Below are 24,189 nucleotides of genomic sequence, written 5' to 3'. Positions count from 1 at the left end.
TGAGCTAACCTGTACTAATGATCCGTGCGGCTTGACCATATCACCTCTAGTCGCCTCGGCCGCGATACGTCGCTGGCTTGCGACAAACGCTCGCCACTCTTCTTCCCTCCCTCTGAGAGCGCGGCGCTGCTGAACCCGGATCCCTCCGCAACAGCCGGCGACCCTCCACCCTCTCCCTGGTGACAATAGCGCTGTGGAACCACCCGATCCCATCCCGAACTCGGAAGTGAAACGCAGCCGCGCCGATGGTAGTGTGGTCCCATCCATGCAAGAGTAGGTCATCGCCAGGGCCTTATCCCCAAACCCCTCCCCAACAGGAGGGGTTTTTTCTTTGCCGAAAGCACCAGTAAAGCAACCAATCCCCCTACCCCCGATCGCAGCCTTACGGCTGGAACTGGCCCGCCCAAGGCGGGCGCCTCGCGCTCACGGTGGCGGTAGCAGCTTGTCGGGATTGAGGATGCCGTCAGGGTCGAGTGCGCGCTTGATTGCGCGCATGGCCTCCAGCGTGGCGGTATCAAAGGCGCGGGGCATGAAGTCGCGCTTGGACAGGCCGATGCCGTGTTCGCCCGAGAGCGTGCCGCCCAGCGCCAGCGCCAGCTCGAACACGTGCGGCAGCGCGGCTCGAGCACGCGCGGTTTCGTCGGCATCCTCCGGGTGGTAGAGCAGGTTGACGTGCAGGTTGCCGTTGCCGGCGTGGCCGAAACACACGATGGTCAGCGCCTGCGCCTCTGCCAGCGCCTCCACGCCGGCCACTAGGTCGGGGATGCGCGAGACCGGCACCACCACGTCTTCGTTGATCTTGCCTGGCGCGATCGTGCGCAGTGCCGGCGACAGCGCGCGCCGCGCGGCCCACAGGCGGTCGCGCGCGGCGCCATCGGGCGCGACGTCCATGTCCAGCAGGCCATCGCCGTCGGCGGCCGCGCCGAGGGTGGCGAGGATGTCAGGCAGGGCATCCAAGCTGCCGTCGGCTTCGACCAGTAACATCGCGCCGGCCGCGGGCACGTCGCTGCCGTTGCGGCGCAGCAGGTCGAGGCTGCGGCGGTCCAGGAACTCCAGCATCGCCGGCGCCACCGGCTGCGCCATCAGCCGCGCGACCGCCGCGGCGGCGCTGGTGGCATCGCGGTAGAACGCGCGCAGGCCGGCCTGTGCCTGTGGGCGTGGGGTCAGCTTGAGGGTGGCCTCGACGATCAGCGCCAGGGTGCCTTCGCTGCCGATCAGCAGGTGCGTCAGGTCGTAGCCCGCAGAGGCTTTCGTATAGGCGCCGCCGACCCGGATCAGCTCGCCCGCGCCGGTGACCGCGACCAGCCCCAGCACGTTGTCGCGGGTGGCACCATACTTCACCGCGCGCGGGCCGCCAGCATTGGTGGCGAGGTTGCCGCCGATGGTGCAGCTGTCGGCGCTCGAGGGGTCCGGCGGCCAGAACAGGCCGTGCGGCGCCAGCGCGACTTGCAGATCGGCATTGCGAACGCCGGGTTCCACCACCGCGCAGCGGTCGGCGGGGCGGATGTCGAGGATCCGGTTCATGTGCGCGAATGACACCGCGATCGCATCGGGGGTCGGTACCGACGCGCCGGTGGTGCCGGTGCCCGCGCCGCGCGCGACGAGCGGCACGCGGTGGGCGCGGCAGGCGCGAACGAGGGCGATGACCTGATCGCGCGTGCGCGGCAGTGCCACCGCCTGTGGCAGCACGTGACGCCGGGAGTCGTCGCCGCCGTGGGCGTCGCGTGTCGCTTCGTCCACGCGCCAACCATCGCCCAGCAGCGCGGCGAGCTCGGCGGCGAGGGCGGCGGGCAGTGCCATGCGGGTCACGCCTCGTCGGCGCGGAAGGCGTCGCGCAGCCAATCGAGTTCAGGTGCGGCCGGATCGCCCGAGGCGGCCACGACATCGAACCGACAGGGGATATGCGCATGTTCTGGATGCCGGACCAGGAAGTCCTGCGCCGCCTGCACCAGTCGTCGGCGCTTGCTGGCATCCACCGAGGCCGCGCCGTCGCCGAAGTCGGGATTCGCGCGATAGCGCACCTCCACGAACACCACGCTGCCGGCGTCGTCCATCACCAGGTCGAGCTCACCGCCGCGGCTGCGGGCATTGCGCGCCAGCAGGCGCAGGCCGCGGGCTTGCAGGAACGCCAGCGCAGCCGCTTCGACCGCCGCGCCGCGCTGCTGGCGGGAGGGCTCAGGGCGCGTCATCGGGCAGCGGTAGCGGACGTCCGCCGCGGAACTGTGACCATGCCGGCCGCCGCAGCACGTTGCCGAAGCCGTCCAGCTGCAGGTGGCCGGTGGCGCCCTGCAGGGTGGCGTTCGGCTGCAGGGCCAGATGCTGCAAATATCCGGTGAGCCGCCAGGCATCCAGGCCGAAGGCGAACAGCCGCGCCGCCGGCCCCTTGGCGGTCGCCACCTGCGTCGCTGCGGCGGCCTGACTCGGCAGTCCGGCGACCGGCTCCACCAGCCAGGGCTCGGTGGGGAAGAGGGTGCCGTCCAGCGCCATGTCCTCACTCGGCTTGCCGGTGCCCTGGGTGATCTGCGAACTGGCATAGCGCGGCAACGTGCCGAGGTTGGCCAGCGCCAGCTGCGGTACCACGCTGCGCGCCTGCGCACCCTTGAGCACCAGCAGCACTGCGTCCGGCGCCGGCGTGAGCGCGGCGAGTGCGCTGGCGAGCGTGGGCGAGGCCGGGAGTCGCGTCACCTGCGCCCCGCGCTGCCGCAGCAGGGTTTCGGCCGCATGGGCGGTGCGCCGTTGGGCGTCTTCGCTGCCGGCGATCAGCAACACGTGGCGGCGGCCACGCTCGATCAGCGCCAGCGCGAGGCTGATGCCTTCGTCCTCCGGCGATAAAGAGAACGCTGCGCTGCCGGGCGTCGGACTGTGCTCGCCGCGGTTGAGCGCCAGCAGCGGCAGCGGTGGATCGTCCGCGAATACCGCGTCCACGTCTTCGCGCAGCAGGGGACCCACCGCGAAATCGTTGCCGTCGGCGGATGCGCGCGCGAGCGCGGTAGCGACCCCCGGGGTAGTGTCGTAGAAGCGTAGCCGCGGTCGGCGCCGGGTTTCGCCGTAATAGCCGCTCAGATAGCCGTCGCGCACGGCCGCCGCTGCGGGGGCCTGCGGGCCGGATAGCGGCAGCAGCACCGCGACCTGCAGCGGCGGGCGGTAGCCGTCCGCCGCGGCCGGCGGGCGCTGGGCGGACCCGAAATCGGCCTCGCGGCGAGCGAATGGATGCGGCAGCGCCAGCCCGCGTCGCAGCAGGGCACGGCCGGCAAAGGCGTAGAGCGGATCATCGGCCGGCAGGCGCGCGGCATCGCGCGCCAGGGTGGCATCGTCGAGCCCGGCCAGCAGGCGCTCGATGGCTTCGCCATTGGCACGCCGCTCAGTGCCACGCAGATGGGCATGTTGGGCAGCCAGCGCCTGCGCCTGCATGGTGGCCTCGGCATACGGAGGCGGCGGAGGAGGCGGCGGAGGCGCGCTGACGCAGCCGGCCAGGGCCAGCAGCAGGACGAGCAGGAAGGATCGCATCGGGGCCACGGGCGGGGCGCTCGCAGGGGGAACCAGTTAGGATTCTACCCGCGCATTTTTCGAGAGCCGCATGCACGCCACCGGCACCCTCTACGTCGTCGCCACCCCAATCGGCAACCTGGGCGATCTCACCCCGCGCGCGCAGCAGGTGCTGCGCGAGGTGGCGGCGATCTGCGCCGAGGACACCCGCCGCAGCGGCCAGCTGCTGGCGCATTTCGGCATCGCGACGCCCTTGCTGGCGCTGCACGAGCACAACGAGGACGCGGTCGCGCAACGGATCGTGACGCGCCTGCTTGGCGGCGAGTCGCTGGCGCTCATCAGTGATGCCGGCACCCCGCTGGTGTCCGATCCCGGCTTTCGGCTGGTGCGCACCGCGCGCGCGGCGGGCGTAAAGGTTAGCCCGGTGCCGGGCGCCAGCGCGCTGATCGCCGCGCTCAGCGTGGCCGGGCTGCCCAGCGACCGCTTCGCGTTCGAGGGCTTCCTGCCGGCCAAGGCCGCGGCTCGGCGCGAACGTCTGAAGGCGTTGGCGGGCGAGGCGCGCACGCTGATCTTCTACGAGTCCGCGCACCGCATCGTCGAGGCCCTGGCCGACATGGCATCAGTGTTCGGCGATGAGCGCCCCGCAGTGCTGGCGCGCGAGCTGACCAAGCTGTTCGAAAAGGTGTTGGACGGCACCCTGGCCGGCTTGCTGGCGCAGGTGACGGCCGATCCCGACCAGCGCAGGGGCGAGTTCGTCGTGCTGGTGCAGGGCGCTGCCGAGGATGGCGATGCCAAGGTGGCCGAAGGCCTGCGTCTATATGCCCGGCTGAAGGAGCACCTGCCGCCGTCCACCGCCGCCAAGCTCGCCGCGGAGCTGTCCGGCGCGCCGCGCAAGGCGCTGTATGGGGCGGAGTCAGGCGCGCAGCGTCGATAAGTGCGACAATCCGCCGCGGCGGAGTCGGCCAGGCAGTCGCGTCATCCTTTGCGGATGCCGAGGAAAGTCCGGGCTCCACAGGGCACGGTGCCAGGTAACGCCTGGGCGGCGCGAGCCGACGGAAAGTGCAACAGAAAGATACCGCCGATGGCCCTGTCACCCCTTTGCCGCCGCAGGCCGCGGTGGCCACGCATCGGACTTGACGGCATGGCTGGCAAAGTCCGTTCCGGAGACGGCAAAGGGGTGGCAGGGCACAGGCAAGGGTGAAATGGTGCGGTAAGAGCGCACCGCGAGCCTGGTAACAGGCCGGCACGGCAAACCCCACCGGGAGCAAGACCAAGTAGGGAGACGATGAGGCGGCCCGCCGAGTCTCCGGGTAGGTTGCTCGAGCGCCGCGGCGACGCGGCGCCTAGAGGAATGGCTGCCACGGCGTGCAAGCGCCGACAGAACCCGGCTTATCGGCCGGCTCCGCCGCCTTCACGATGACGATTTAACCCACCGCCATCGCAGCCTGAAGCTTGTTTTAAGGGGAGTGCGGCATGCTATGCCCGGCTGGCGCTGGCCCTCCCAGCCCCGAACGAGGCGATGCATGCACTTTGAACCCGACTCAGTCTCCGCTGGCGATCCCGGGACCGACGCCATCCTCGCGGCCCGCGCGCACGCGCGACCCAGCATCTCCTGCGTGATCCCGTGCCGCAACGAGGCCGGCAACCTCGACCTGCTGCTGCCACGCCTGCGTGCGGTGCTGGAGCCGCTGACGCCAGCGTGGGAGATCATCCTGGTCGATGACGGCAGCACCGACGACACCCCGCAACGGCTGGCGGCATGGACGCAGCAGCCTGGCATCCGCGCGCTCGAGCTGTCGCGCAATTTCGGCAAGGAGGCGGCGCTGACCGCCGGGCTGCAGGCCGCGTGCGGCGAAGTGGTGGTGATGCTGGATGCCGATCTGCAGCACGAGCCGGAGCTAATCCCGACCCTGCTGGAGAAATGGCGGGAAGGCGCCGACAGCGTGTACGCGGTGCGCAGCAGCCGCGCCGACGAGAGCCTGTTCAAGCGGCTCGGCGCGCGCGGCTTCTACGCGCTGGTGAACGCGGGCGACCGCGTGAAGATCCCGCCCAACGCCGGCGATTTCCGGCTGATGGACCGCGCGGTGGTGGAGGCGCTGCTGGCCCTGCCCGAGCGCAACCGGTTCATGAAGGGGTTGTACGCCTGGGTCGGGTTCCGCGCGGTGGCGGTGCCATACATGCCGGCCGCGCGTGCCGCGGGGCGCACCCATTTCCGCCCGATGCGACTGGTGAACTTCGCCCTCGATGGGCTGATCGGCTTTTCGACCTGGCCGCTGCGCCTGCTCACGCTCACTGGTTTTACGCTGGCCATGCTGGCGTTCGGCTATGGCCTGTTCCTGGTGGTCGAATACCTGCGGCACGGGCACCGGATCAGCGGGTGGACCACGATCGTGGTCGGCATCATGTTCTCCGCCGGGCTGCAGCTGGTGTCGCTGGGGGTGGTCGGCGAATACGTCGGGCGCATCTTCGAGGAGGTCAAGCGGCGCCCGCTGTACATCGTCAAACGCCGCCGCGGCCAGGGGTTGGGCGAGTGAGCACGCGCATGCAGGATGACCGTCGCGGGCCGGCCAGGATCGCGCTGCTGGCGCTGCTGTGGCTGGCCCTGCTGGCCTGGGCGCGGCCGCTGATGCTGCCGGACGAGGGCCGCTATGTCGGCGTGGCCTGGGGCATGCTGCGCAGCGGCGACTGGCTGACCCCGACCCTGGACGGGCTGCCGTATTTCCACAAGCCGCCGCTGTTCTACTGGATCACCGCGGCGGCGATGAGGCTGCTGGGGGTGTGGGAGTGGCCGGCGCGGCTGGCTTCCATCCTCGGAGCCTGGGCCGGGGCGCTGGCGGTGTTCGCGCTGCTGCGGCGCTGGTGGGGCGAACGCGATGCGCGCCTGGCGCTGTGGGTACTGCTGCTGCAGCCGGCGTTCTACCTTGGCGCGCAGTTCGCCAACCTCGACATGTTGGTGGCCGGCGCGATCACCGTCACCATCGCGCTGCTGGCGCAGGCGGCGCTGGCGCTGGAGCGCGGCCTGCCGTACCGCGGCGCGCTGCTGGGCGCATACGTCGCGGCCGCGCTGGCGGTGCTGGCCAAGGGCCTGATCGGGATGGTGCTGCCGGGCCTGGTGGTGACCGTCTGGCTGCTTTCGGGCGGGCGCTGGCGCACCTGGCTGCGGCTGCTGTCGCTGCCAGGGCTGGTGCTGTTCGCGCTGATCGCCGCACCGTGGTTCATCGCCATGCAGCAGCGGTTCCCGGAATTCCTGCACTACTTCTTCGTGGTCCAGCACTTTGAGCGTTTCGCGCAGACCGGCTTCAACAACGTGCAGCCGTTCTGGTTCTACCCGGCGGTGCTGGTGCTGGCCACATTGCCGTGGCTGCCCTGGCTGAAACCGCTGCTGGCCCGCGGGCAGGCCGTGGATCCGCTGCGCGCCGACCTGCGCCGGCTGATGTGGCTGTGGGTAGTGGTGGTGACCGCGTTCTTCTCGCTGCCGGCGTCCAAGCTGGTGGGCTACATCCTGCCGGCCATCCCGCCGCTGGCGGCGCTGCTGGCGGACGGCATCGCTGCGCATCGCCAGCGCCATGGCCGCCTCGGGCGCGGAGTCTGGGTGAGCGCGGGCGTCTCGGTGGCGCTCTGCGTGCTGGTGATCGGCGTCCTGGTGGCGCGCACGCCGCATTCCAGCAAGGGGCTGGGGCTGGAGCTGCGCGCCCAGCGGCAGGCGGGCGAGCCGGTGTTCCTGCTGGGCGAGTATTACTTCGACCTGCCGATCTACGCGCGCCTGGAACAGCCGGAGATTTACGTACTGGATTGGGACGACCCGGCGATCCGCCGCCGCGACACCTGGCGCAAGGAGCTGGCCGATGCCGGCGATTTCGACCCGGCGCTGGCGGCCCGGTTGCTGCTGCGCCCGCCGCAGCTGGCGCCGGCGCTGTGCCGGGCGCCGGTGGCCTGGCTGGTGGGGCCGAAGACCGCGCCGCAGGCCTTCCCGCTGCTGGGGCAGGCGCGCCAAGTGGCGGCGAGCGGCGAGGCCGCGCTGTGGCGGATCACACCGGAGACGCCTGCGGTCAGGGCGGCGCCGGGCTGTCCCGGAACACCCACAGCCGGCTCAGTATCCAGGTGATCCCGGCCACGAACACCAGCACCGCGCCCAGCAGCAGCTGGTAGCCAATCCGGCTCAGATGCAGCGCCAGCGCGTAGGTCGCCTCGTTCAGGGCGAAGCCGAAGGCCGAGAGCAGGAAGAACCGGCGCGCGGAATCGTGCACCGGCACCCCGTGCCCGCGGAAGGTCAGGTGATGGTGGCCGGCGAACGACACCGTGGAGGCCACCAACCAGCCCAGCACGTTCGCTGCCAGTGGCGCCAGGCCGGAGTGTTCCACCAGCGCCACCACCACCAGCCAGTGCACGGCGGCGGCGGCGCAGCCGACGGCGATGAAGCGCAAGGGGCGCGGGATGTGGTGCACCATGGCGGGGTCAGGGCTTGAAGAGACGATGCGGATGGTCGAGGAACTGCCGGAGGTGGGGCTGTGCATCTGCGCCGATGATTACGGGCTGGATGCGGGGGTCAATGCCGCGGTGGCGCAGCTGGCCGGGCGCGGCCGCCTGCAGGCCACCGGGGCGCTGGTGGGCGCGCCGGCCTGGCGGCAGGGCCTGCACTGGCTGCGCGACGGGGCCGTCGGCGGGCTGGAGGTGGGGTTGCATCTGGACTTCACCGAGGCGCCGCTGACGCCGGGGGCGCGCCATCGGTTGCCGGCATTGATCGCGCAATCCTACGTGGGTTCGCTCGATGCCGCGATGGTGCGCACCGAGATCCGCGCCCAGCTCGACGCGTTCGAGGATGGCCTGGGGTGCGCGCCGGCCTTCGTCGATGGCCATCAGCACGTGCACCAGCTGCCGGTGATCCGGCGCGCGCTGCTGGAGGAACTGGCGCGGCGCTATCCGGCGTCCGGCCCGCGGCCGTGGCTGCGTGACACCCGCGGGCGCTGGGCCGGGATGCGGGTGGCGGGCCTGCAGGATGCGGCCAAGGCCGGGGTGATCGCGGCGCTGGGCGCGCGGGCGCTGGCGGCCGGCGCGCGTCGCGCCGGGTTCCGCAAGAACCGCGGCTTCCTCGGCGTGTACGGCTTCACCGGCGGGCAGGCGCGCTACGCCGGGCTGCTGCGCGGCTGGCTGGCGGCGGCGCGCGACGGAGATCTGCTGATGTGCCATCCCGGCGACCGCGCCGGCGATGCGCTGGCGGCGGCGCGCCAGGCCGAGTTCGCGGTGCTGGCGGCGCCCGCGCTGGACGAGTGGCTCGCGCAGGCGCGGGTGCGGCTGGCGCCGATGCGCCGCCTGCTCGCGGCCTGATCGGGCGGGATACGGGGCTGCCGCGCGCACTCAGTAGGCCAACGTGGTTTCGCCCAGGAACACGCCGTCCGGCCCGAACCGGCGCTCGCTGATGCGCCCGCGCCCGGCGGCATCCACCCGCAGCACCGTGCTGGCGCGGGTGCCGTAGCGCGGGCCGCGGATGAAGCAGGGCGACAGCTGCCGCTCCAGCGCCAGCCCGACGCCGGTATCCGGCAGCTCCGCGTCCGCGGCTGGAGTGTCATCCGCCAGTGCCTGCCACAGCGGCTGCAGGTCGTCGTCGCCGGCGTCCACCCAGGCCTGCAGCGCCGCGCGCAGGCGGCGTATCTTCGGCCAGTCGGCATCCAGCGGGCCGTTCGACAGCGCGTGCACCCCAGGCGCGAGATGGCGCCATGCCGGCGCCGGATGATTGCCGACGTACAGGCAGTCCTGCGCATCGGCCAGCACCAGGTTGAACGGCGCGTAGCGGGCCGCCTGCGTCGCGACCTGCGCGGCGTGGTCCGCAGCGGAGAGGTCGCCGGCCAGGAACGCCACCGGCAGGTCGCCGCGCGAGGGGCCGGCGAACGGGCGCGGCAGGCCGAGGCGTACATTGGTCACCACCGCCATGCGTCCGTCCGGGCCCAGCCCAAGCCAGGTGCCGCCGGCCTGCAGGTCGCGGCCGGCGCGAATCGGCCGGCCCGGCCAGGCGGCGAGCGCGGCGGCCGGGCGTGCGTGTGCCTCGTCGCGATTGCCGGCCACGATCAGGCGCCAGCGCGGGTGGGTGTTCCAGGCGAGGGCGACGATGCACATGCGCGCAGTGTGCCGGATGCGGTGAGACAGGATTTGTTGCGATGCAGCATTCTGGAGGAGTTCCGGCGCGCGCCTGAATGGTCCGCACGGGATGCGCGGCTTTCTGCAAAAAATGATGCGGAACATAAGCTTGTGGATAAACCTTGAAAAACTTCTTGAACTTTGCTGCAAGTCCTTGACCGGCCTTGGGAAATTTCCTGCACGAAGTTGTTGACAGCAGGTGATTGCCTGCTAATGTGGCGTTTCGTGGGAAAACCGGGAAAAAAGTGGTTTTCCCGGGTGAACTCCGCGACAGACGGGGCAGGCAACGGGCAATGTTTCACGGCGAGACCGCCATCACCATCGACGACAAAGGCCGGCTGGCGATTCCGACCAGCTACCGGGACCTGATCGCGCGTGCGTGCGGGAACCGTCTGGTGGTGACCTACAGCCCGTTCGATACCGACGCGCTCTACATCTACCCGCATCACGTCTGGGAGGTGCTGCGCGAGAAGGTCAACGCGCTACCCAAGGCCAAGCGCGCCAACCGCATCCTGCAGTTCAAGCTGGTCGGCGCGGCGACGTTCGTGGAGCCCGATGGCAGTGGCCGCATCTCGCTGCCGGCCAGCCATCGCGCGGCGGTCGGGATCGATCGCCGGGTCGTGCTGCAGGGCAGTGGCGACAAGTTCGAGCTGCGCAGCGAGCAGGCACATCTGGGTCAGGTCCATCAGGTCCTCGGGGATGAGGACATGGACGATGACCTGTTGGGCTTGCCGCTGTGACGGGCGGTGGCGCGGACAGCGCGTCCGCCCACCTGCCGGTGCTGTTTGCCGAGGTCATGGACGGTCTGGCGGTGAAGGGGGATGGACGCTATCTGGATGGCACGTTCGGGCGCGGCGGGCACGCGCGCGGGGTGTTGCGGCGGCTGGGGCCGCAAGGGCGTTTGCTGGTGATGGACAAGGATCCCGAGGCGATTGCGGAGGCCATGCGTCTGGCGCAGGCCGATGCGCGCCTGCGCTGGCGGCGCGGCAGTTTCGCCTCCCTGGCCGACTGGGAGGAGACCGCGGCCGGGCTGGATGGCGTCCTGCTCGATCTGGGCGTGTCCTCGCCGCAGCTGGACGTGGCCGCGCGCGGCTTCTCGTTCGGTAAAGATGGCCCGCTGGACATGCGCATGGATCCCGAGGCCGGCGAAAGCGCGGCCGCGTGGCTGGCGCGTGCGTCCGAGCAGGAGATCGCGGACGTGCTGTGGGCCTATGGCGAAGAGCGTCAGAGCCGCCGTATCGCGCGCGCGATCGTGGCCCGCCGCCGCGAACAGCCGATCGTGCGCACCGCGCAGCTGGCCGAGCTGATCGCGCAGGTGATGCCGCGCGGCGACAGCAAGACCCATCCGGCCACCCGCAGCTTCCAGGCCATCCGCATCCACATCAACCGCGAGCTGGTCGATCTCGAAGCGGGCCTCGACGCCGCGCTGGCGCGCCTGAAGCCCGGTGGGCGGCTGGCGGTGATCAGCTTCCATTCGCTGGAAGATCGCATCGTCAAGCAGTTCATGGCCCGCCATGCGAAGGCGCCGCCGGCCAACCGGCGCCTGCCGGTGGAGGTTGCGTTCACTCCGACGCTGCGCCTCATCGGCGGGGCGCAGAAGGCCGGAGCGGACGAGCTGGCCGCCAATCCGCGCGCGCGCAGCGCCGTGCTGCGCGTCGCCGAGAAGCTGGGGGTGGCGGCATGATCCGCACTCTGCTCATCGCCGCGCTGGTGCTGGCCAATCTGGTCAGCGCGCTGCTGATCGTGCGCGATCGTCACGAGCACCGGCAGGCGTTCATCGCGCTGACCCGGCTGGAGAAGGCGCGCGATGATCTGAACATCGAGTTCGGCCGCCTGCAACTGGAGCAGGCGACCTGGGCCGAGAGCAATCGCGTGGATCAGGTGGCGCGCACCCAGCTGGGCATGGTGTTCCCGCGCACCGAAGATGTGGTGGTGCTGCAGCGATGATGGGGTTCGGGCTTCGACGGCAACGCAAGGCCGGCGCGGGTGGCGATCGCCGCGAGCGCGCGCGTCTACAGCTGGATTTGCGCAAGCGGTTGCTGCTGATCGGCGCCGGGCTCGGCCTGTGCTCGGTGGCGCTGCTGGTGCGCGCCTTCAATCTGCAGGTGGTGGACCAGGCGTTCTACCGTAGGCAGGGCGATGCGCGTTTCGTGCGTGAGATCGAGATCCCCACCTCGCGCGGGATGATCACCGACCGCAACGGCGAGCCGCTGGCGATCTCCTCGCCGGTGGAATCGATCTGGGCCAATCCGCGCGAGCTGCTGAAGTCGCCCGAGCGCCTGCCGCAGCTGGCGCAGGCGCTGGGCATGCCGCTGGATGAGCTGGCCAGCCGCCTGAGCGCGCGCGCCGACCGCGAGTTCGTGTACCTCAAGCGCCGGATCAATCCCGACGAGGCCGCGCGCATCCTCGCGCTGGATATCCCCGGGGTCGCCAGCCAGCGCGAGTATCGCCGCTTCTATCCGCAGGGCGAAGTACTGGCGCACGTGCTGGGCTTCACCAACGTCGATGATCGCGGTCAGGAGGGGCTGGAACTGGCGTTCGACGACTGGTTGCGCGGTGAGCCTGGAGCCAAGCGGGTGATTCGCGACAACAAGGGGCGGATCGTCGAGAACGTGGACCTGGTGCGGCCGGCGCAGCCGGGGCATGACCTGGTGCTGAGCATCGATCGCCGCATCCAGTACCTGACCTATCGCGAGCTGCGCAACGCCATCGCCGAAACCGGCGCCAGCAGCGGCTCGGCGGTAGTGCTGGACGTGGCCACCGGCGAAGTGCTGGCGATGGCCAACATTCCGTCGTTCAATCCGAACGCGGTCGGCGGCAGTCCGCGCGATGCCCATCGCAACCGCGCGGTGACCGACCTGATGGAGCCGGGCTCCACCATGAAGCCGATCACGGTGGCGGCAGCCCTGGAGGCGGGCGTCATCACGCCGAGCACGCTGTTCGACACCAATCCGGGTTGGATTCCGAACGGCAACTACCGCACCACGGATACGCACAACTACGGGGTGCTGGATACCACCGGCGTCATCCGCAAGAGTTCCAACGTCGGCGCGGCGTTGATCGCGCGCCGCCTGAGCAATGCCCAGTTCAATGCGTTCGTGCGCCGCTTCGGCTACGGCCGCACCACCGGCAGCGGCTTCCCCGGCGAGGCCGCCGGACTGTTCCCGCCGCCGGAGCGCTGGAGCGGCACCACCAAGCAGACCATGAGCTACGGCTACGGCCTGAGCGTCACTCCGCTGCAGATCGCGGTGGCCTATGCCGCCTTGGGCAACGGCGGGCTGTTGCACCAGCCGACCTTCGTGAAGGGGCAGCACAACCCGCCGCGGCGGGTGCTGGACCCCAAGATCGCGCAGGAAGTGTTGAAGATGATGCAGACCGTCACCGAGCCGGGCGGCACCGCCACCCAGGCGGCGATCCTGGGCTACCACGTGGCCGGCAAGACCGGCACCTCGCGCAAGGCCAGCGCCGGCGGCTATTCGCGCCGTTACATCGGCTACTTCGCCGGGCTGGTGCCGGTGGCGCATCCGCGCTTTGCGATGGTGGTGGCGATCAATGATCCTGATCCCACGCGCAAGGGCTATTACGGCGGCGTGGTCGCCGGCCCGGTGTTCCGCAATGTGATGGAAGGTGCGCTGCGCCTGATGGACGTGGCGCCCGACGATCTGCCGGCATGGCTGGCCGCGCAGCAGGCGGCCGAAGCGCGGCGCCAGAAGAGCGCTGGGCCAGCGCCGCTGGCGGCGCTGGTTTCGTCCCCGGTCGCAGGAGGTGCGCGATGAGCGCCGAGCGCGTGCGCCAGATGTTGCTGGGGGAACTGTTGCCCGAGCTGGAAGGGCTGTCTGCGCAGCTGGCCATCACCGGGCTGGCGCAGGACAGCCGCGAGGTGCGGCCTGGCAATGCGTTCGTGGCGATCGGCGGCTTCGGCGCGCACGGCCTGCACTTCGCCGACGCCGCCAAGGCCGCCGGCGCGGCCGCCGTGCTGTACGAGCCGCCGGCCCCGGAGGGGTTGCCCGTGCCTGCCGATGCGATCCCGGTGCGTGATCTGCGCGCGCGGCTGGGAACGTTGGCCGATACCTTCCACGGCCATCCCAGCGCAGCGATGACCACCGTTGGCGTCACCGGCACCAACGGCAAGACTTCCACCGTGCAGCTGCTGGCGCAGGCGTGGACGCTGCGCGGACAGAAGGCAGGGACCGTAGGCACGCTGGGCGCCGGGATCTGGCCGCAGGCGGTGCCGACCGGCTTCACCACCCCGCTGGTGCTGCGCCTGCATGCGCTGCTCGCCGAACTGCGCGATCAGGGCGCGGCAGCGGTGGCGATGGAGGTGTCTTCGCACGCGCTCGACCAGGGGCGGGTGGACGGCGTGCATTTCGACGTGGCCGTGTTCACCAATCTCACCCGCGACCACCTCGACTACCACGGCGACATGGCCCGCTATGGCGCGGCCAAGGCGCGGTTGTTCGACTGGCCGGGCCTGCGCGCGGCGGCGGTGAATCTGGACGATGCGTTCGGGCGCGAGCTGTTCGCGGCGGTGCAGGGCAAGGTGCGCGCGCTCGGCTTTTCCTCGCGTGGCGCTCCCGGCGCCAGCGTGCGCGCCGAAGAACTGGTGCTGGATGGGCGCGGCATCGCGTTCATGCTGCACGCCGGCGGTCAGGCGCATCCGGTGCGCTCGCCGCTGCTGGGGCGTTTCAACGTGGACAACCTGCTGGGCGTGGCGACCACCCTGCATGCGCTGGAGGTGGCGCCGGCGCTGATCGCTGAAACGTTGTCGCAGCTGCTGCCGGTGGATGGCCGCATGAACCGGCTGGGCGGCGAGGCGGGGCTGCCGCTGGTGGTGGTGGATTACGCGCACACGCCGGATGCGCTGGAGCAGGCGCTGGTATCGCTGCGCGCGCATACCGCCGGCCGGCTGGTCTGCGTGTTCGGCTGCGGTGGTGAGCGCGATGCCGGCAAGCGCCCGCAGATGGGCGCGATCGCCGAGCGTCTGGCCGATGTGGTCATCGTCACCGACGACAACCCGCGCGGGGAGGATGGCGATGCGATCGTGGCCGACATCCTGGCTGGGATGACGGCGCCGCAGACCGCGCACGTGCAGCGCGACCGCGCCGCCGCGATCGCGGCGGCGATCGCGCAGGCAGGGAGTGAAGACGTCGTGCTGGTGGCCGGCAAGGGCCACGAGCCGTATCAGGAGATCGCGGGGGTCAAGCACCCGTTCGAGGATGCCGCCGTCGTGCGCGAATGCCTGCGCCGGCGCGCTGGAGGTCGTGAATGAAGCCGCGTCAGCTCAGCTGGATCGCGCAGATCACGGGCGGCCGCCTGCACGGCGCCGACCGCACGGTGGATGCGATCGCTACCGACACCCGCGCGCTGCCGGGTGGGGATGCGTTGTTCGTCGCCCTCAAGGGCGAGCGCTTCGACGGGCATGCCCACGTGCAGGCCGCGGCCGACGGCGGCTGCGTGGCCGCGCTGGTCGCGCAGCCGCAGGCGGTGGACATCCCGCAGGTGGTGGTGGCCGATACCCAGCGCGCGCTGGGTCGCCTGGCCGCTGCGGTGCAGGCTGGGCGCGCCACCAAGGTGCTGGCGGTCACCGGCAGCAACGGCAAGACCACGGTCAAGACCCTGCTGCTGTCGATCCTGCGCCAGCTCGGTGGCGCCTATGCCAATCCGGGCAACCGCAACAACGAGATCGGGCTGCCGCTGGCGGTGCTGGAGGCGCCCGACGATGCGCGCTTCGCGGTGTACGAGATGGGCGCCGGCAAGCCGGGCGACATTGCGTATCTGTGCGCGATTGCGCGTCCCGACGTGGCGTTGGTGAACAACGTCGGCGCGGCCCATCTCGAGCGCATGGGCAGCCTGCTCGGCGTGGCCCAGACCAAGGGCGCGATCTACCAGGCCCTGCCTGCGGACGGGGTGGCGGTGGTGAATGCGGACGATGCGTTCGCGATGTATTTCCGCGAGCGTCTGCGCGGGCGGCGTGTCATCACGTTCGGAATCGAGTCTGCGGCCGAGGTCGGCGCGCGCGCGATCCGGACTGGCCTCGAGGGCTCGCGCTTCGCGCTGGTGGCGCCTGCCGGTGAGATCGAGATCGCGCTGCCGTTACCGGGGCGGCACAACGTGCGCAATGCGCTGGCGGCGGCGGCGATGGCGCTGGCGGTGGGCGCCGATCTGGCGCAGATCCAGGCCGGCCTTGCCGCCTGCGAGCGCGTCGGCGGGCGGCTGGTAGCGCATGCCCTGCGTAATGGCGCGCTGCTGATCGACGACAGCTACAACGCCAACCCGAACTCGCTGGCGGCCGCCATCGACACCCTGGCCGAAGGCGGTGGCGAGGCCTGGCTGGTGCTGGGCGACATGCGCGAGCTGGGCGAGCGCGAAGTCGCGCTGCACGCCGAGGCCGGCGCGCGCGCGCGTGAGGCGGGCATCGCCCGCCTGTTCACGCTGGGGCCGCTGAGCGCGCATGCCAGCGCCGCATTCGGGCCGGGCGCGCAGCAGTTCGAGTCGCACGAAGCACTGCTGCAGGCGCTGGCGCCGGCGCTGCGCCCGGGCGTGCGGGTGCTGGTGAAGGGGTCGCGCGGCAGCGCGATGGACACGATCGTAACCGCGCTGCTGGCGCGGGATGCCGCGCGCGGCAGTGAGGAGGGAACCGATGCTGCTTGAGCTCATCCGCTGGCTGGAACAGCTGCACAGGCATTTCAACCTGTTCAACTACCTGACCTTCCGCGCCATCCTGGCCGCGCTGACCGCGCTCGCGCTGTCGCTGTGGTGGGGGCCGGGGATGATCCGCTATCTGGCCGGGCTCAAGAGCGGCGGCCAGCCGATCCGCAAGGATGGTCCGCAGTCGCATTTCTCCAAGGCCGGCACCCCGACCATGGGCGGCGCTCTGATCCTGCTGGCGATCGCCGCATCCGTGCTGCTGTGGGGCGATTTGCGCAACAAATACGTGTGGGTGGTGCTGGCGGTGATGCTGGGCTTCGGCGCGATCGGCTGGGCCGATGACTGGATCAAGATCGTCAAGCGTGATCCCAACGGCATGCGTTCGCGTACCAAGTACGCCTTGCAGTCGCTGCTGGGGCTGGCGGCCGGCATCTTCCTGTACGTGAACGCCGACGTCGCCGCGGCCACCACCTTCTACGTGCCGCTGTTCAAGACCGTCGCGCTGCCGCTGGCCGGAACGGGCTTCGTGGCGATCGCCTATTTCTGGATCGTCGGTTTCTCCAACGCGGTCAATCTGACCGACGGCCTCGATGGGCTCGCCATCATGCCCACCGTGCTGGTGGCCTGCGCGCTGGGCGTGTTCGCGTATGCCTCCGGCAACGCCACCTTCGCCCACTACCTGCAGATCCCGCGGGTGCCGGGCGCGGGTGAGCTGATCATCATCTGCACCGCGATCGCCGGCGCGGGGCTGGGCTTCCTGTGGTTCAACACTTACCCCGCCATGGTGTTCATGGGCGACATCGGCGCGCTGGCGCTGGGCGCGGTGCTGGGCACGATCGCGGTGATCGTGCGGCAGGAACTGGTGCTGGTGCTGATGGGCGGGATCTTCGTGATCGAGACCCTGTCGGTGATGATCCAGGTCGCCAGCTTCAAGCTCACCGGCAGACGCGTGTTCCGGATGGCGCCGATCCACCACCACTTCGAGCTGAAGGGCTGGCCGGAGCCGCGGGTGATCGTGCGCTTCTGGATCATCAGCGTGGTGCTGGTGCTGGTCGGGCTGGCGACGTTGAAGGTGCGCTGAGATGGCCGCGATCGGCTTCGACACCACAGGGCAGGCGACCCGTCTGGACGAGATCGGCGGGCGCTTCGACCCGTGGCTGCTGGGCGCGGTGATCGCGTTGGCCTGCCTCGGGGTGGTGATGGTCGGCTCGGCTGCGATCGCCGGCGGAGGCCAGAACGTCGGGCCCTGGTATTTCCTGTCTCGGCATGTGGTCTATCTCGCCGCCGGTATCGCGGCGGCGCTGCTGGTGATGCGGCTGGAGCTGAAGCAGGTCGAGCAGCACGCGCACTGGCTGTTGCTGTCCTGCATTCTGCTGCTGCTGGTGCTGTGGGTGCCGCACGTGGGTAAGACCATCAACGGTGCTCGCCGCTGGTTGAACCTCGGGCCGGCCAGCTTCCAGGTGGTGGAGCTGGTCAAGGTGTTCTACCTGGTGTGGCTGGCCAGCTACCTCAAGCGCTACAGCGAGGACGTGGCCGAGCGCTGGTATGCCATGCTCAAGCCGGCCGGGGTGGCGCTGCTGCTGGTGGCGATGCTGATGCTGCAGCCGGATTTCGGCTCCTCGATGCTGCTGCTGGGCATCACCGTGGGCATGCTGGTGCTGGGCGGCGCGCCGCTGAAGCGGCTGATCCTGCCGGGGCTCGTCCTGCTGCCGGGCGCGGTGGCACTGGTGGTCCTGGAACCGTACCGGATGCGCCGGGTCACCTCGTTCATGGATCCCTGGCAGGACCAGCTCGGCGCCGGCTATCAGCTCAGCAACGCGCTGATGGCGATCGGGCGCGGCGAATGGCTGGGGGTCGGCCTGGGCGGCTCGGTGCAGAAGCTGTCCTATCTGCCGATGGCGCATACCGATTTCATCTTCTCGGTGGTGGCCGAGGAGCTGGGGCTGCTCGGGGTCACCCTGGTGGTCGGGCTGTATGCGCTGCTGGTCGGGCGCGCGCTCTGGCTTGGCCTGAAATGCATCGAGCTGCGCCGCCACTTTGCCGGCTACCTGGCATTCGGAATCGCGCTGTGGATGGGGATGCAGAGCTTCATCTCGATGGGGGTCAACCTCGGCCTGCTGCCGACCAAGGGGTTGACCCTGCCGCTGGTGTCCTACGGCGGCTCCTCGGTGGTGATGACCTGCGCCGCGCTTGGGCTGCTGCTGCGGGTGTCATGGGAATACGAGCGCGCCGTGCGCCAGGTGGCGCGGCGCAAGGCCGTCGGCGCGCTGGCGCCGGCGGCCGCGGCGGACAGTGGCGCGACCACCGGTGCCGCGTTCGCGCCGGCCACCGCCCGGGTGGAGCCGGCGCGCGCGCGGGTGGAGCCGGTGATGGGCAAGCCGGCGCGCGTGGAATCGGCCGCGCTGGCGGCGTTGCGGAGGGCGCGATGAGCGTGCGCATCGCAAACGTGATGGTGCTGGCCGGCGGCACCGGCGGCCATATTTTCCCGGGCCTGGCGGTGGCGCAGGCGCTGCGCGAGCGCGGCGCGCAGGTGTGCTGGCTGGGCGCGGACGGCGGCATGGAGACCCGGCTGGTGCCGGCGCACGGTATCGCCATCGACACCCTGCCGATCACGGGGCTGCGGGGTAAGGGGCTGCGCACCCTGCTGGCAGCGCCACTGCGGCTCGCGCGCGCGCTGCGCGGCGCGCGTCGCATCCTGCGCATGCGCCGCCCGGATGTGGTCATCAGTTTTGGCGGCTATGCCGCAGGCCCCGGTGGCCTGGCGGCGTGGTTGGCTGGCGTTCCGCTGCTGGTGCACGAGCAAAACCGCGCGGCCGGGCTCACCAACAAAGTGCTCGCGCGGCTGGCGCGGCAGGTGCTGGTGGGCTTCCCGCAGACCTTCGCGCGCGAGGTGCATGTCGGCAATCCGGTGCGCGAAGCGATCGCCGCGGTTCCGCCGCCGGATCGGCGCGAGTTCATGCATTCCGGCCCGATGCGCCTGCTGGTGCTGGGCGGCAGCCAGGGCGCGCGCGCGCTCAACGCGGCGCTGCCGCAGGCGCTGGCGGGGCTCGGCGTGGCGCTCGAAGTGTGGCATCAGGCGGGCGAAAAGCTGCTGGATGAGGCGCGGCAGGCCTATGTGGAAGCGGGCGTGCCGGCCCGGGTGGACGCTTTCATCGCCGACATGGCCGCGGCCTATGCCTGGGCCGATCTGGTGATCTGCCGTGCGGGTGCGCTGACCCTGGCCGAGCTGTGCGCGGTCGGCGTCGGCAGCGTGCTGGTGCCGTTCCCGCAGGCGGTGGACGACCACCAGACCCGCAACGCGGAATATCTGGTGGAGCGCGGCGCCGCCGTGCTGCTGCCGCAGTCCGATGACTTGGCCTTGCGCGTGCGCGCGGTGCTGACCGAGCTGGCCGGTGATGCGCCGCGGCGGCTGGCGATGGCGCGCGCGGCGCGTGCGCTGGCCAAGCCCGATGCCGCCGCGCAGGTCGCCGCGGCGGTTTTGTCCGAAATTCCCCATGAGGTATCTGAATGAGCGCGCAGCGTCTGCATCTGCAGCAGCTCGACGATCCAGATCGCGCCCGGCCGCGGGTGCACTTCGTCGGTATCGGTGGCGTTGGCATGAGCGGCATCGCCGAGGTCATGCGTACCCTCGGTTATCAGGTCAGCGGCTCCGACAGCGCCGACAACGCCGCCACCCGGCGTCTGGCGGCGTTGGGCATCACCGTCTATCACGGGCACGCCTCGGCCAACGTGCTGGATGCGGACTGCGTGGTGGTCTCCAGCGCCATCCGCGAGGACAACCCGGAGCTGCTGGAAGCGCGCGCGCAGCGCATCCCGGTGGTGCCACGCGCGGAGATGCTGGCCGAGCTGATGCGCTTCAAGCGCGGGGTCGCGGTGGCTGGCACCCATGGCAAGACCACCACCACCTCGCTGACCGCCAGCGTGCTGGCCGAAGGCGGGCTGGACCCGACCTTCGTGATCGGCGGCAAGCTGCTCGCGGCCGGCGCGAATGCGCGCCTGGGCAGCGGCGACTGGCTGGTGGCGGAGGCTGACGAGAGCGACGGCAGCTTCCTGCGCCTGAACCCGGTGGCGGCGATCATCACCAACATCGATGCCGACCACCTGGAGAACTACGGCGGCGACTTCGCGCGGGTGAAGCAGGCCTTCTCCGAGTTCCTGCACCGGCTGCCGTTCTATGGTCTGGCCGTGCTGTGCAGCGACGATGCGGAAGTGGCGCAGCTGGCGCGCACCACGCCGCGCCACGTGCTGACCTACGGGCTGGGGCCGGAGGCTGACGTGCGCGCCGCCGACGTGCGTCAGCAGGGCGGACACATGCACTTCACCCTGTGCTTGCCGGACGGCAGCCGCACGCCCTGCACGCTGGCCCTGCCGGGGCGCCACAACGTGCAGAACGCACTGGCCGCGGCCACCATCGGCTGGCAGCTGGGCGTGTCGAATGCGGCGATCGCGCGCGCGCTGGAAGGCTTCCAGGGCATCGGTCGCCGCTTCAATCAGCTGGCCACATTGACTCTGCCCGGAGGCGGCAAGGTGCTGCTGGTGGATGACTACGGCCATCATCCGAAGGAGCTGGCCGCGGTGTTCGAGGCGGCGCGCGGCGGCTGGCCCGAGCGCCGGCTGGTGGTCGCGTTCCAGCCGCATCGCTACACCCGCACCCGCGATCTGTTCGACGAGTTCGCGGCGGTGCTGTCCGGCGTGGATGCGCTGCTGTTGACCGAGGTGTATCCCGCCGGCGAGGCGCCGATCGCCGGCGCCGATGGCAAGTCGTTGGCGCGCGCCATCCGCACCCGCGGGCGCGTCGAGCCGGTGCTGGTCGCGAGCGCCGCAGAGCTGCCGCAGTCGCTGCCGGGCGTGCTGCGCGACGGCGATCTGCTGCTGATGATGGGCGCCGGCGACATCGGCGCCGTCGCCCAGCAGCTGGCCCGCGACGGCCTCGCCGGAGGTGGCGTATGAGCCGGCCGCTGCCGCCACTGCGCACGCATGACCCGGCCGCGTTCGGGCGGGTCGCGGTGCTGCTGGGGGGCACCAGCAGCGAGCGTGCGGTGTCGCTGGATTCCGGCCGCAACGTGCTGGAGGCCTTGCGCGCGCGCGGGATCGACGCGCATCCGGTGGACGGTCTCGTTGCTTTGCGCGAAGGGCTGCTGCAGGGGCGCTTCGACCGCGTGTTCAACATCCTGCACGGCGGCGAAGGCGAGAACGGGGTGCTGCAGGGTCTGCTGCAGGCCTTCGGCATTCCTCATACCGGCTCCGGCGTGCTGGGCAGCGCGCTGACCATGGACAAGATCCGCACCAAGCAGGTGTGGATCGCCTCCGGTCTGCCGACTCCGCGCTTCGTGCGGCTGGCGCCTGGCGCCGATCTGGTGGCCGCCGCTGACGAGTTGGGATTGCCGGTATTCGTCAAGCCCTCCTGCGAAGGCTCCAGCGTCGGCGTGGCGCGGGTGCAGGACGCGGCCGATCTCGATGCCGCGGTCGAGGTGGCGCGCGCCTACGGCGGCGAGATGCTGATGGAAGAGATGGTGATCGGCGACGAGCTGACCGTCGGCATCCTTGGTGAGCTTGCGCTGCCGTCGATCCGGATCGTGCCCAAGGGCGGCTGGTACGACTACGCGGCCAAGTACGTGGCCGAGGACACCCAGTACCTGTGCCCGGGACTGGAGGGCGCCGAGGAGGAGGCCATTCGCGCGCTGGCGCTGGACGCGTTCCGCGCTGCCGGTGCCAGCGGCTGGGGCCGGGTGGACGTGATGCGCGCGCGTGAAGATGGCCGCCTGCTGTTGCTGGAGGTCAACACCGCGCCGGGCATGACCAGCCACTCGCTACTTCCCAAAGCCGCCGCGCAGCTGGGCATCGGATTCGAGGAGCTGTGCTGGCGCATTCTGGAGCAGACGCTATGAGCGCGTGGCGGATGCCGCTGATCTGGTTGCTCGCGCTGGTCACCGTCGCGTTGCCGGTGGTGGGCGTGGTGGACGGCTGGTGGCTGACCGCGCACTTCCCGCTGCGGACCCTGCGCGTGCAGGGCGAGCTGCAGCGGGTGGACCGCGCGCAGCTGCGTGCGACCGTGCTGCCGTACGCGCAGCGCGGCTTCTTCGCCGTGGACCTGGGCCAGGTGCAGCGCGCGGTGAGCCGCCTGCCGTGGGTCGAGCGGGTGCAGGTGCGCAAGCACTGGCCGGATGTGCTGGAGCTGCGTATCAGCGAATACCGGCCGTTCGCGCGCTGGGGCGCGACGCGCCTGCTGTCGGAGCGTGGCCACCTGTTTCCGGCCGGTAAGGTGCAGGTGCCTGCCGGGCTGCCGCTGCTGGACGGACCGGAGGCGCGGGTGCCGGAGGTGGTGGCCCTCTACGACCAGGCGCGCGAGCAGCTGGCCAGCGTCGGTGGGGTGCGCGGGGTGGTGATCGACAGGCGCGGCAGCTGGTCGATCACGCTCGCCGACGGCACCCAGGTGGTGCTCGGCCGCGACGCGCCGTCCGCCCGGCTGGAACGTTTCGCTGCGCTGCTGCCGCAGCTGATCGCACACGATCCGCAGCGGCGCCTGCTGCGCGCCGACCTGCGCTACACCAATGGGTTCGCGCTGAGCTGGGCTAGCGCGCCCGGGCCTGCTGCGCCCGCAGGCGCCACGCCTGCCGCAGCCGCCTCCATCCCCCACTCGAATACTGGCTCCAAGACATGAATCGTAAAGGCGACAAGACCCTCATCGTCGGACTCGACATCGGCACCTCCAAGGTGGCCGCGCTGGTGGGCGAATACGCGCCCGGCGAGCCGGTCGAGGTGATCGGCATTGGTTCCCACGAATCGCGCGGCCTGCGTCGCGGCGTGGTGGTGGACATCGATTCCACCGTGCATTCCATCCAGCGCGCGGTGGAAGAAGCGGAGCTGATGGCGGGCTGCGAAGTCAGCAGCGCCTACGTCTCCATTTCCGGCAGTCACATCCAGTGCCGCAACTCGCAAGGCGTGGCGCCGATCCGCGACGGCGAGGTGACCCAGGCCGATCTGGTGCATGTGCTGGACGCGGCCAAGGCGGTGGCGATCCCGGCCGATCAGCGGATCCTGCATGCGGTCCCGCGCGATTACGTGCTGGACGGCTCGCAGGAAGGCATCCGCAACCCGATCGGGATGACCGGCGTGCGTCTGGAAGTGCATGCGCATCTGGTGACCTGCGCCGCGGCGGCTGCCGCCAACATCACCAAGTGCGTGCAGAAGTGCGGGCTGCAGGTGGACGAGCTGCTGCTGAGCGTGCTCGCCTCAAGCCATGCGGTGCTGACCTACGACGAGCGCGAACTGGGCGTGGTGCTGGTGGACATGGGCGCGGGCACCACCGACATCGCGGTGTTCGTCGGCGGCGCGATCGCGCATAGCGCCAGCCTGCCGGTGGCCGGCGACAACGTGACCGAAGACATCGCGCACATGCTGCGCACGCCGACCCCGCACGCCGAGGACATCAAGGTCAAGTACGCCTGCGCGCTGGCGCAGCTGGCGCGCGCGGAGGAGAGCATCCAGGTCGAGAGTGTCGGCGACCGGCCTCCGCGGCGGCTGCCGCGGCACGCGCTGGCGCAGGCGGTGCAGGCGCGCTACGAGGAAATCTTCGAGATGGTGCAGGCGGAGCTGCGGCGCAGCGGCTTCGAGCAGCGGGTGCGCGCCGGCATGGTGCTCACCGGCGGCGCCGCGAAGATGGAGGGCGTGGCCGAGCTGGCCGAGGAAATGCTGCAGATGCCGGTGCGGATCGGCATTCCGCAGCACGTCGGCGGACTTGGCGAAGTGGTGGGCAACCCGGTGCATGCCACCGGGGTCGGCCTGCTGCTGATGGGCGCGCGCATGGAGAGCCCGAAGCGCGCGACGCTGCCCACCGGCAAGGTGGGGGGCGTGCTGGGTAAGGCGTTGAAGTGGTTCCGCGGAGAGTTCTGAGAGGCTGCGCCCGCGGCGGCGGAGCAGTCG

22 protein-coding genes, 1 rRNA gene and 1 other RNA gene are annotated in these 24,189 nt (G+C 70.7%); 19 read left to right on the top strand and 5 right to left on the bottom strand.

Going from position 1 to position 24,189, the window contains the following annotated elements; genetic code table 11:
* Positions 1-175 precede the first annotated feature (175 nt).
* Positions 176-290 (top strand): 5S ribosomal RNA (rrf, locus tag ML342_RS09995).
* Positions 291-423: 133 nt separating this feature from the next.
* Here rrf and ML342_RS09990 read toward each other — a convergent pair.
* Genes ML342_RS09990 through ML342_RS09980 form a run of 3 tightly spaced genes read right to left on the bottom strand, consistent with a single transcriptional unit; the run spans position 424 to position 3,507 of the window.
* The gene (locus tag ML342_RS09990) at positions 424-1,800 is read right to left on the bottom strand and encodes an FAD-binding oxidoreductase (protein ID WP_240126894.1); all 1,377 of its coding nucleotides are present in this window, start codon (positions 1,798-1,800) and stop codon (positions 424-426) included.
* A gap of 5 nt (positions 1,801-1,805) precedes the next feature.
* Positions 1,806-2,189, bottom strand: coding sequence for a YraN family protein (locus ML342_RS09985; RefSeq protein WP_240126893.1), 384 nt, complete (start codon positions 2,187-2,189; stop codon positions 1,806-1,808).
* The gene (locus tag ML342_RS09980) at positions 2,176-3,507 is read right to left on the bottom strand and encodes a penicillin-binding protein activator (protein ID WP_240126892.1); all 1,332 of its coding nucleotides are present in this window, start codon (positions 3,505-3,507) and stop codon (positions 2,176-2,178) included. Before ML342_RS09980 ends, ML342_RS09985 begins: the two co-directional genes overlap by 14 nt.
* 70 nt (positions 3,508-3,577) lie before the next feature.
* Here ML342_RS09980 and rsmI point away from each other — a divergent pair, with 70 nt between their 5' ends.
* The 4 genes from rsmI to ML342_RS09960 all read left to right on the top strand — a co-directional run bounded on the left by rsmI (position 3,578) and on the right by ML342_RS09960 (position 7,591).
* A complete protein-coding gene (gene rsmI, locus ML342_RS09975; protein ID WP_240126891.1) occupies positions 3,578-4,420 on the top strand; it encodes a 16S rRNA (cytidine(1402)-2'-O)-methyltransferase in 843 nt (280 codons plus the stop codon).
* Between the two features lie 20 nt (positions 4,421-4,440).
* Positions 4,441-4,894, top strand: an RNA gene (rnpB, locus tag ML342_RS09970) — RNase P RNA component class A.
* A gap of 115 nt (positions 4,895-5,009) precedes the next feature.
* Positions 5,010-6,020: a glycosyltransferase family 2 protein gene (locus ML342_RS09965; RefSeq protein ID WP_240126890.1), complete on the top strand. Its 1,011-nt coding sequence runs from the start codon at positions 5,010-5,012 to the stop codon at positions 6,018-6,020.
* Complete coding sequence (locus tag ML342_RS09960) at positions 6,017-7,591, top strand: ArnT family glycosyltransferase (protein WP_240126889.1); 1,575 nt, start codon at positions 6,017-6,019, stop codon at positions 7,589-7,591. The genes ML342_RS09965 and ML342_RS09960 overlap by 4 nt, the downstream gene beginning before the upstream one ends.
* On the opposite strand, the gene ML342_RS09955 is transcribed toward ML342_RS09960, so the two are convergent.
* Positions 7,536-7,934: a GtrA family protein gene (locus ML342_RS09955; protein ID WP_240126888.1), complete on the bottom strand. Its 399-nt coding sequence runs from the start codon at positions 7,932-7,934 to the stop codon at positions 7,536-7,538. The genes ML342_RS09960 and ML342_RS09955 overlap by 56 nt on opposite strands.
* A 31-nt stretch (positions 7,935-7,965) precedes the next feature.
* Between ML342_RS09955 and ML342_RS09950 the strand changes: the two genes are divergently transcribed.
* A complete protein-coding gene (locus ML342_RS09950) occupies positions 7,966-8,811 on the top strand; it encodes a ChbG/HpnK family deacetylase (RefSeq protein ID WP_240126887.1) in 846 nt (281 codons plus the stop codon).
* Positions 8,812-8,841: 30 nt separating this feature from the next.
* Here the strand turns inward: ML342_RS09950 and ML342_RS09945 are convergent, their stop codons facing one another.
* Positions 8,842-9,597, bottom strand: a complete 756-nt coding sequence (locus tag ML342_RS09945; RefSeq protein ID WP_240126886.1) for an NRDE family protein — start codon at positions 9,595-9,597, stop codon at positions 8,842-8,844.
* 314 nt (positions 9,598-9,911) lie between these two features.
* Between ML342_RS09945 and ML342_RS09940 the strand changes: the two genes are divergently transcribed.
* From ML342_RS09940 to ftsA, 13 genes are read left to right on the top strand one after another with little or no spacing between them, the layout of a single operon-like run.
* Positions 9,912-10,358 carry a division/cell wall cluster transcriptional repressor MraZ gene (locus ML342_RS09940; protein ID WP_240126885.1) on the top strand — a complete coding sequence of 149 codons (447 nt, stop codon included), beginning with the start codon at positions 9,912-9,914 and terminating at the stop codon, positions 10,356-10,358.
* Positions 10,355-11,302 carry a 16S rRNA (cytosine(1402)-N(4))-methyltransferase RsmH gene (gene rsmH, locus ML342_RS09935; protein WP_338065003.1) on the top strand — a complete coding sequence of 316 codons (948 nt, stop codon included), beginning with the start codon at positions 10,355-10,357 and terminating at the stop codon, positions 11,300-11,302. The genes ML342_RS09940 and rsmH overlap by 4 nt, the downstream gene beginning before the upstream one ends.
* On the top strand, positions 11,302-11,565 hold the full coding sequence (gene ftsL, locus ML342_RS09930) for a cell division protein FtsL (RefSeq protein ID WP_240126907.1): 264 nt from the start codon (positions 11,302-11,304) through the stop codon (positions 11,563-11,565). The genes rsmH and ftsL overlap by 1 nt, the downstream gene beginning before the upstream one ends.
* Positions 11,565-13,394, top strand: a complete 1,830-nt coding sequence (locus tag ML342_RS09925) for a peptidoglycan D,D-transpeptidase FtsI family protein (RefSeq protein WP_240126884.1) — start codon at positions 11,565-11,567, stop codon at positions 13,392-13,394. The genes ftsL and ML342_RS09925 overlap by 1 nt, the downstream gene beginning before the upstream one ends.
* Positions 13,395-13,414: 20 nt before the next feature.
* Positions 13,415-14,887, top strand: coding sequence for a UDP-N-acetylmuramoyl-L-alanyl-D-glutamate--2,6-diaminopimelate ligase (locus tag ML342_RS09920; protein ID WP_240126906.1), 1,473 nt, complete (start codon positions 13,415-13,417; stop codon positions 14,885-14,887).
* The gene (locus ML342_RS09915) at positions 14,884-16,269 is read left to right on the top strand and encodes a UDP-N-acetylmuramoyl-tripeptide--D-alanyl-D-alanine ligase (protein WP_240126883.1); all 1,386 of its coding nucleotides are present in this window, start codon (positions 14,884-14,886) and stop codon (positions 16,267-16,269) included. The genes ML342_RS09920 and ML342_RS09915 overlap by 4 nt, the downstream gene beginning before the upstream one ends.
* Positions 16,259-17,347 carry a phospho-N-acetylmuramoyl-pentapeptide-transferase gene (mraY, locus tag ML342_RS09910; protein ID WP_240126882.1) on the top strand — a complete coding sequence of 363 codons (1,089 nt, stop codon included), beginning with the start codon at positions 16,259-16,261 and terminating at the stop codon, positions 17,345-17,347. Before ML342_RS09915 ends, mraY begins: the two co-directional genes overlap by 11 nt.
* Position 17,348: 1 nt before the next feature.
* Entirely contained in the window at positions 17,349-18,695 is a 1,347-nt protein-coding gene (gene ftsW / locus ML342_RS09905; protein WP_240126881.1) for a putative lipid II flippase FtsW, read from the top strand.
* Entirely contained in the window at positions 18,692-19,777 is a 1,086-nt protein-coding gene (gene murG, locus ML342_RS09900) for an undecaprenyldiphospho-muramoylpentapeptide beta-N-acetylglucosaminyltransferase (protein ID WP_240126880.1), read from the top strand. Before ftsW ends, murG begins: the two co-directional genes overlap by 4 nt.
* Entirely contained in the window at positions 19,774-21,216 is a 1,443-nt protein-coding gene (murC, locus tag ML342_RS09895) for a UDP-N-acetylmuramate--L-alanine ligase (protein ID WP_240126879.1), read from the top strand. The genes murG and murC overlap by 4 nt, the downstream gene beginning before the upstream one ends.
* Positions 21,213-22,154, top strand: coding sequence for a D-alanine--D-alanine ligase (locus tag ML342_RS09890; RefSeq protein WP_240126878.1), 942 nt, complete (start codon positions 21,213-21,215; stop codon positions 22,152-22,154). The genes murC and ML342_RS09890 overlap by 4 nt, the downstream gene beginning before the upstream one ends.
* Positions 22,151-22,927 carry a cell division protein FtsQ/DivIB gene (locus tag ML342_RS09885; protein WP_240126877.1) on the top strand — a complete coding sequence of 259 codons (777 nt, stop codon included), beginning with the start codon at positions 22,151-22,153 and terminating at the stop codon, positions 22,925-22,927. Before ML342_RS09890 ends, ML342_RS09885 begins: the two co-directional genes overlap by 4 nt.
* Positions 22,924-24,159: a cell division protein FtsA gene (ftsA, locus tag ML342_RS09880; protein ID WP_240126876.1), complete on the top strand. Its 1,236-nt coding sequence runs from the start codon at positions 22,924-22,926 to the stop codon at positions 24,157-24,159. The genes ML342_RS09885 and ftsA overlap by 4 nt, the downstream gene beginning before the upstream one ends.
* The last annotated feature ends 30 nt before the right edge of the window (positions 24,160-24,189 follow it).

The organism is Thermomonas alba, assembly GCF_022419205.1.
Classification (GTDB): Bacteria; Pseudomonadota; Gammaproteobacteria; order Xanthomonadales; family Xanthomonadaceae; genus Thermomonas; species Thermomonas alba.
The sequence above is the reverse complement of the archived record's forward strand: the minus strand, read 5'-3'. Positions and strand labels throughout refer to the sequence as shown.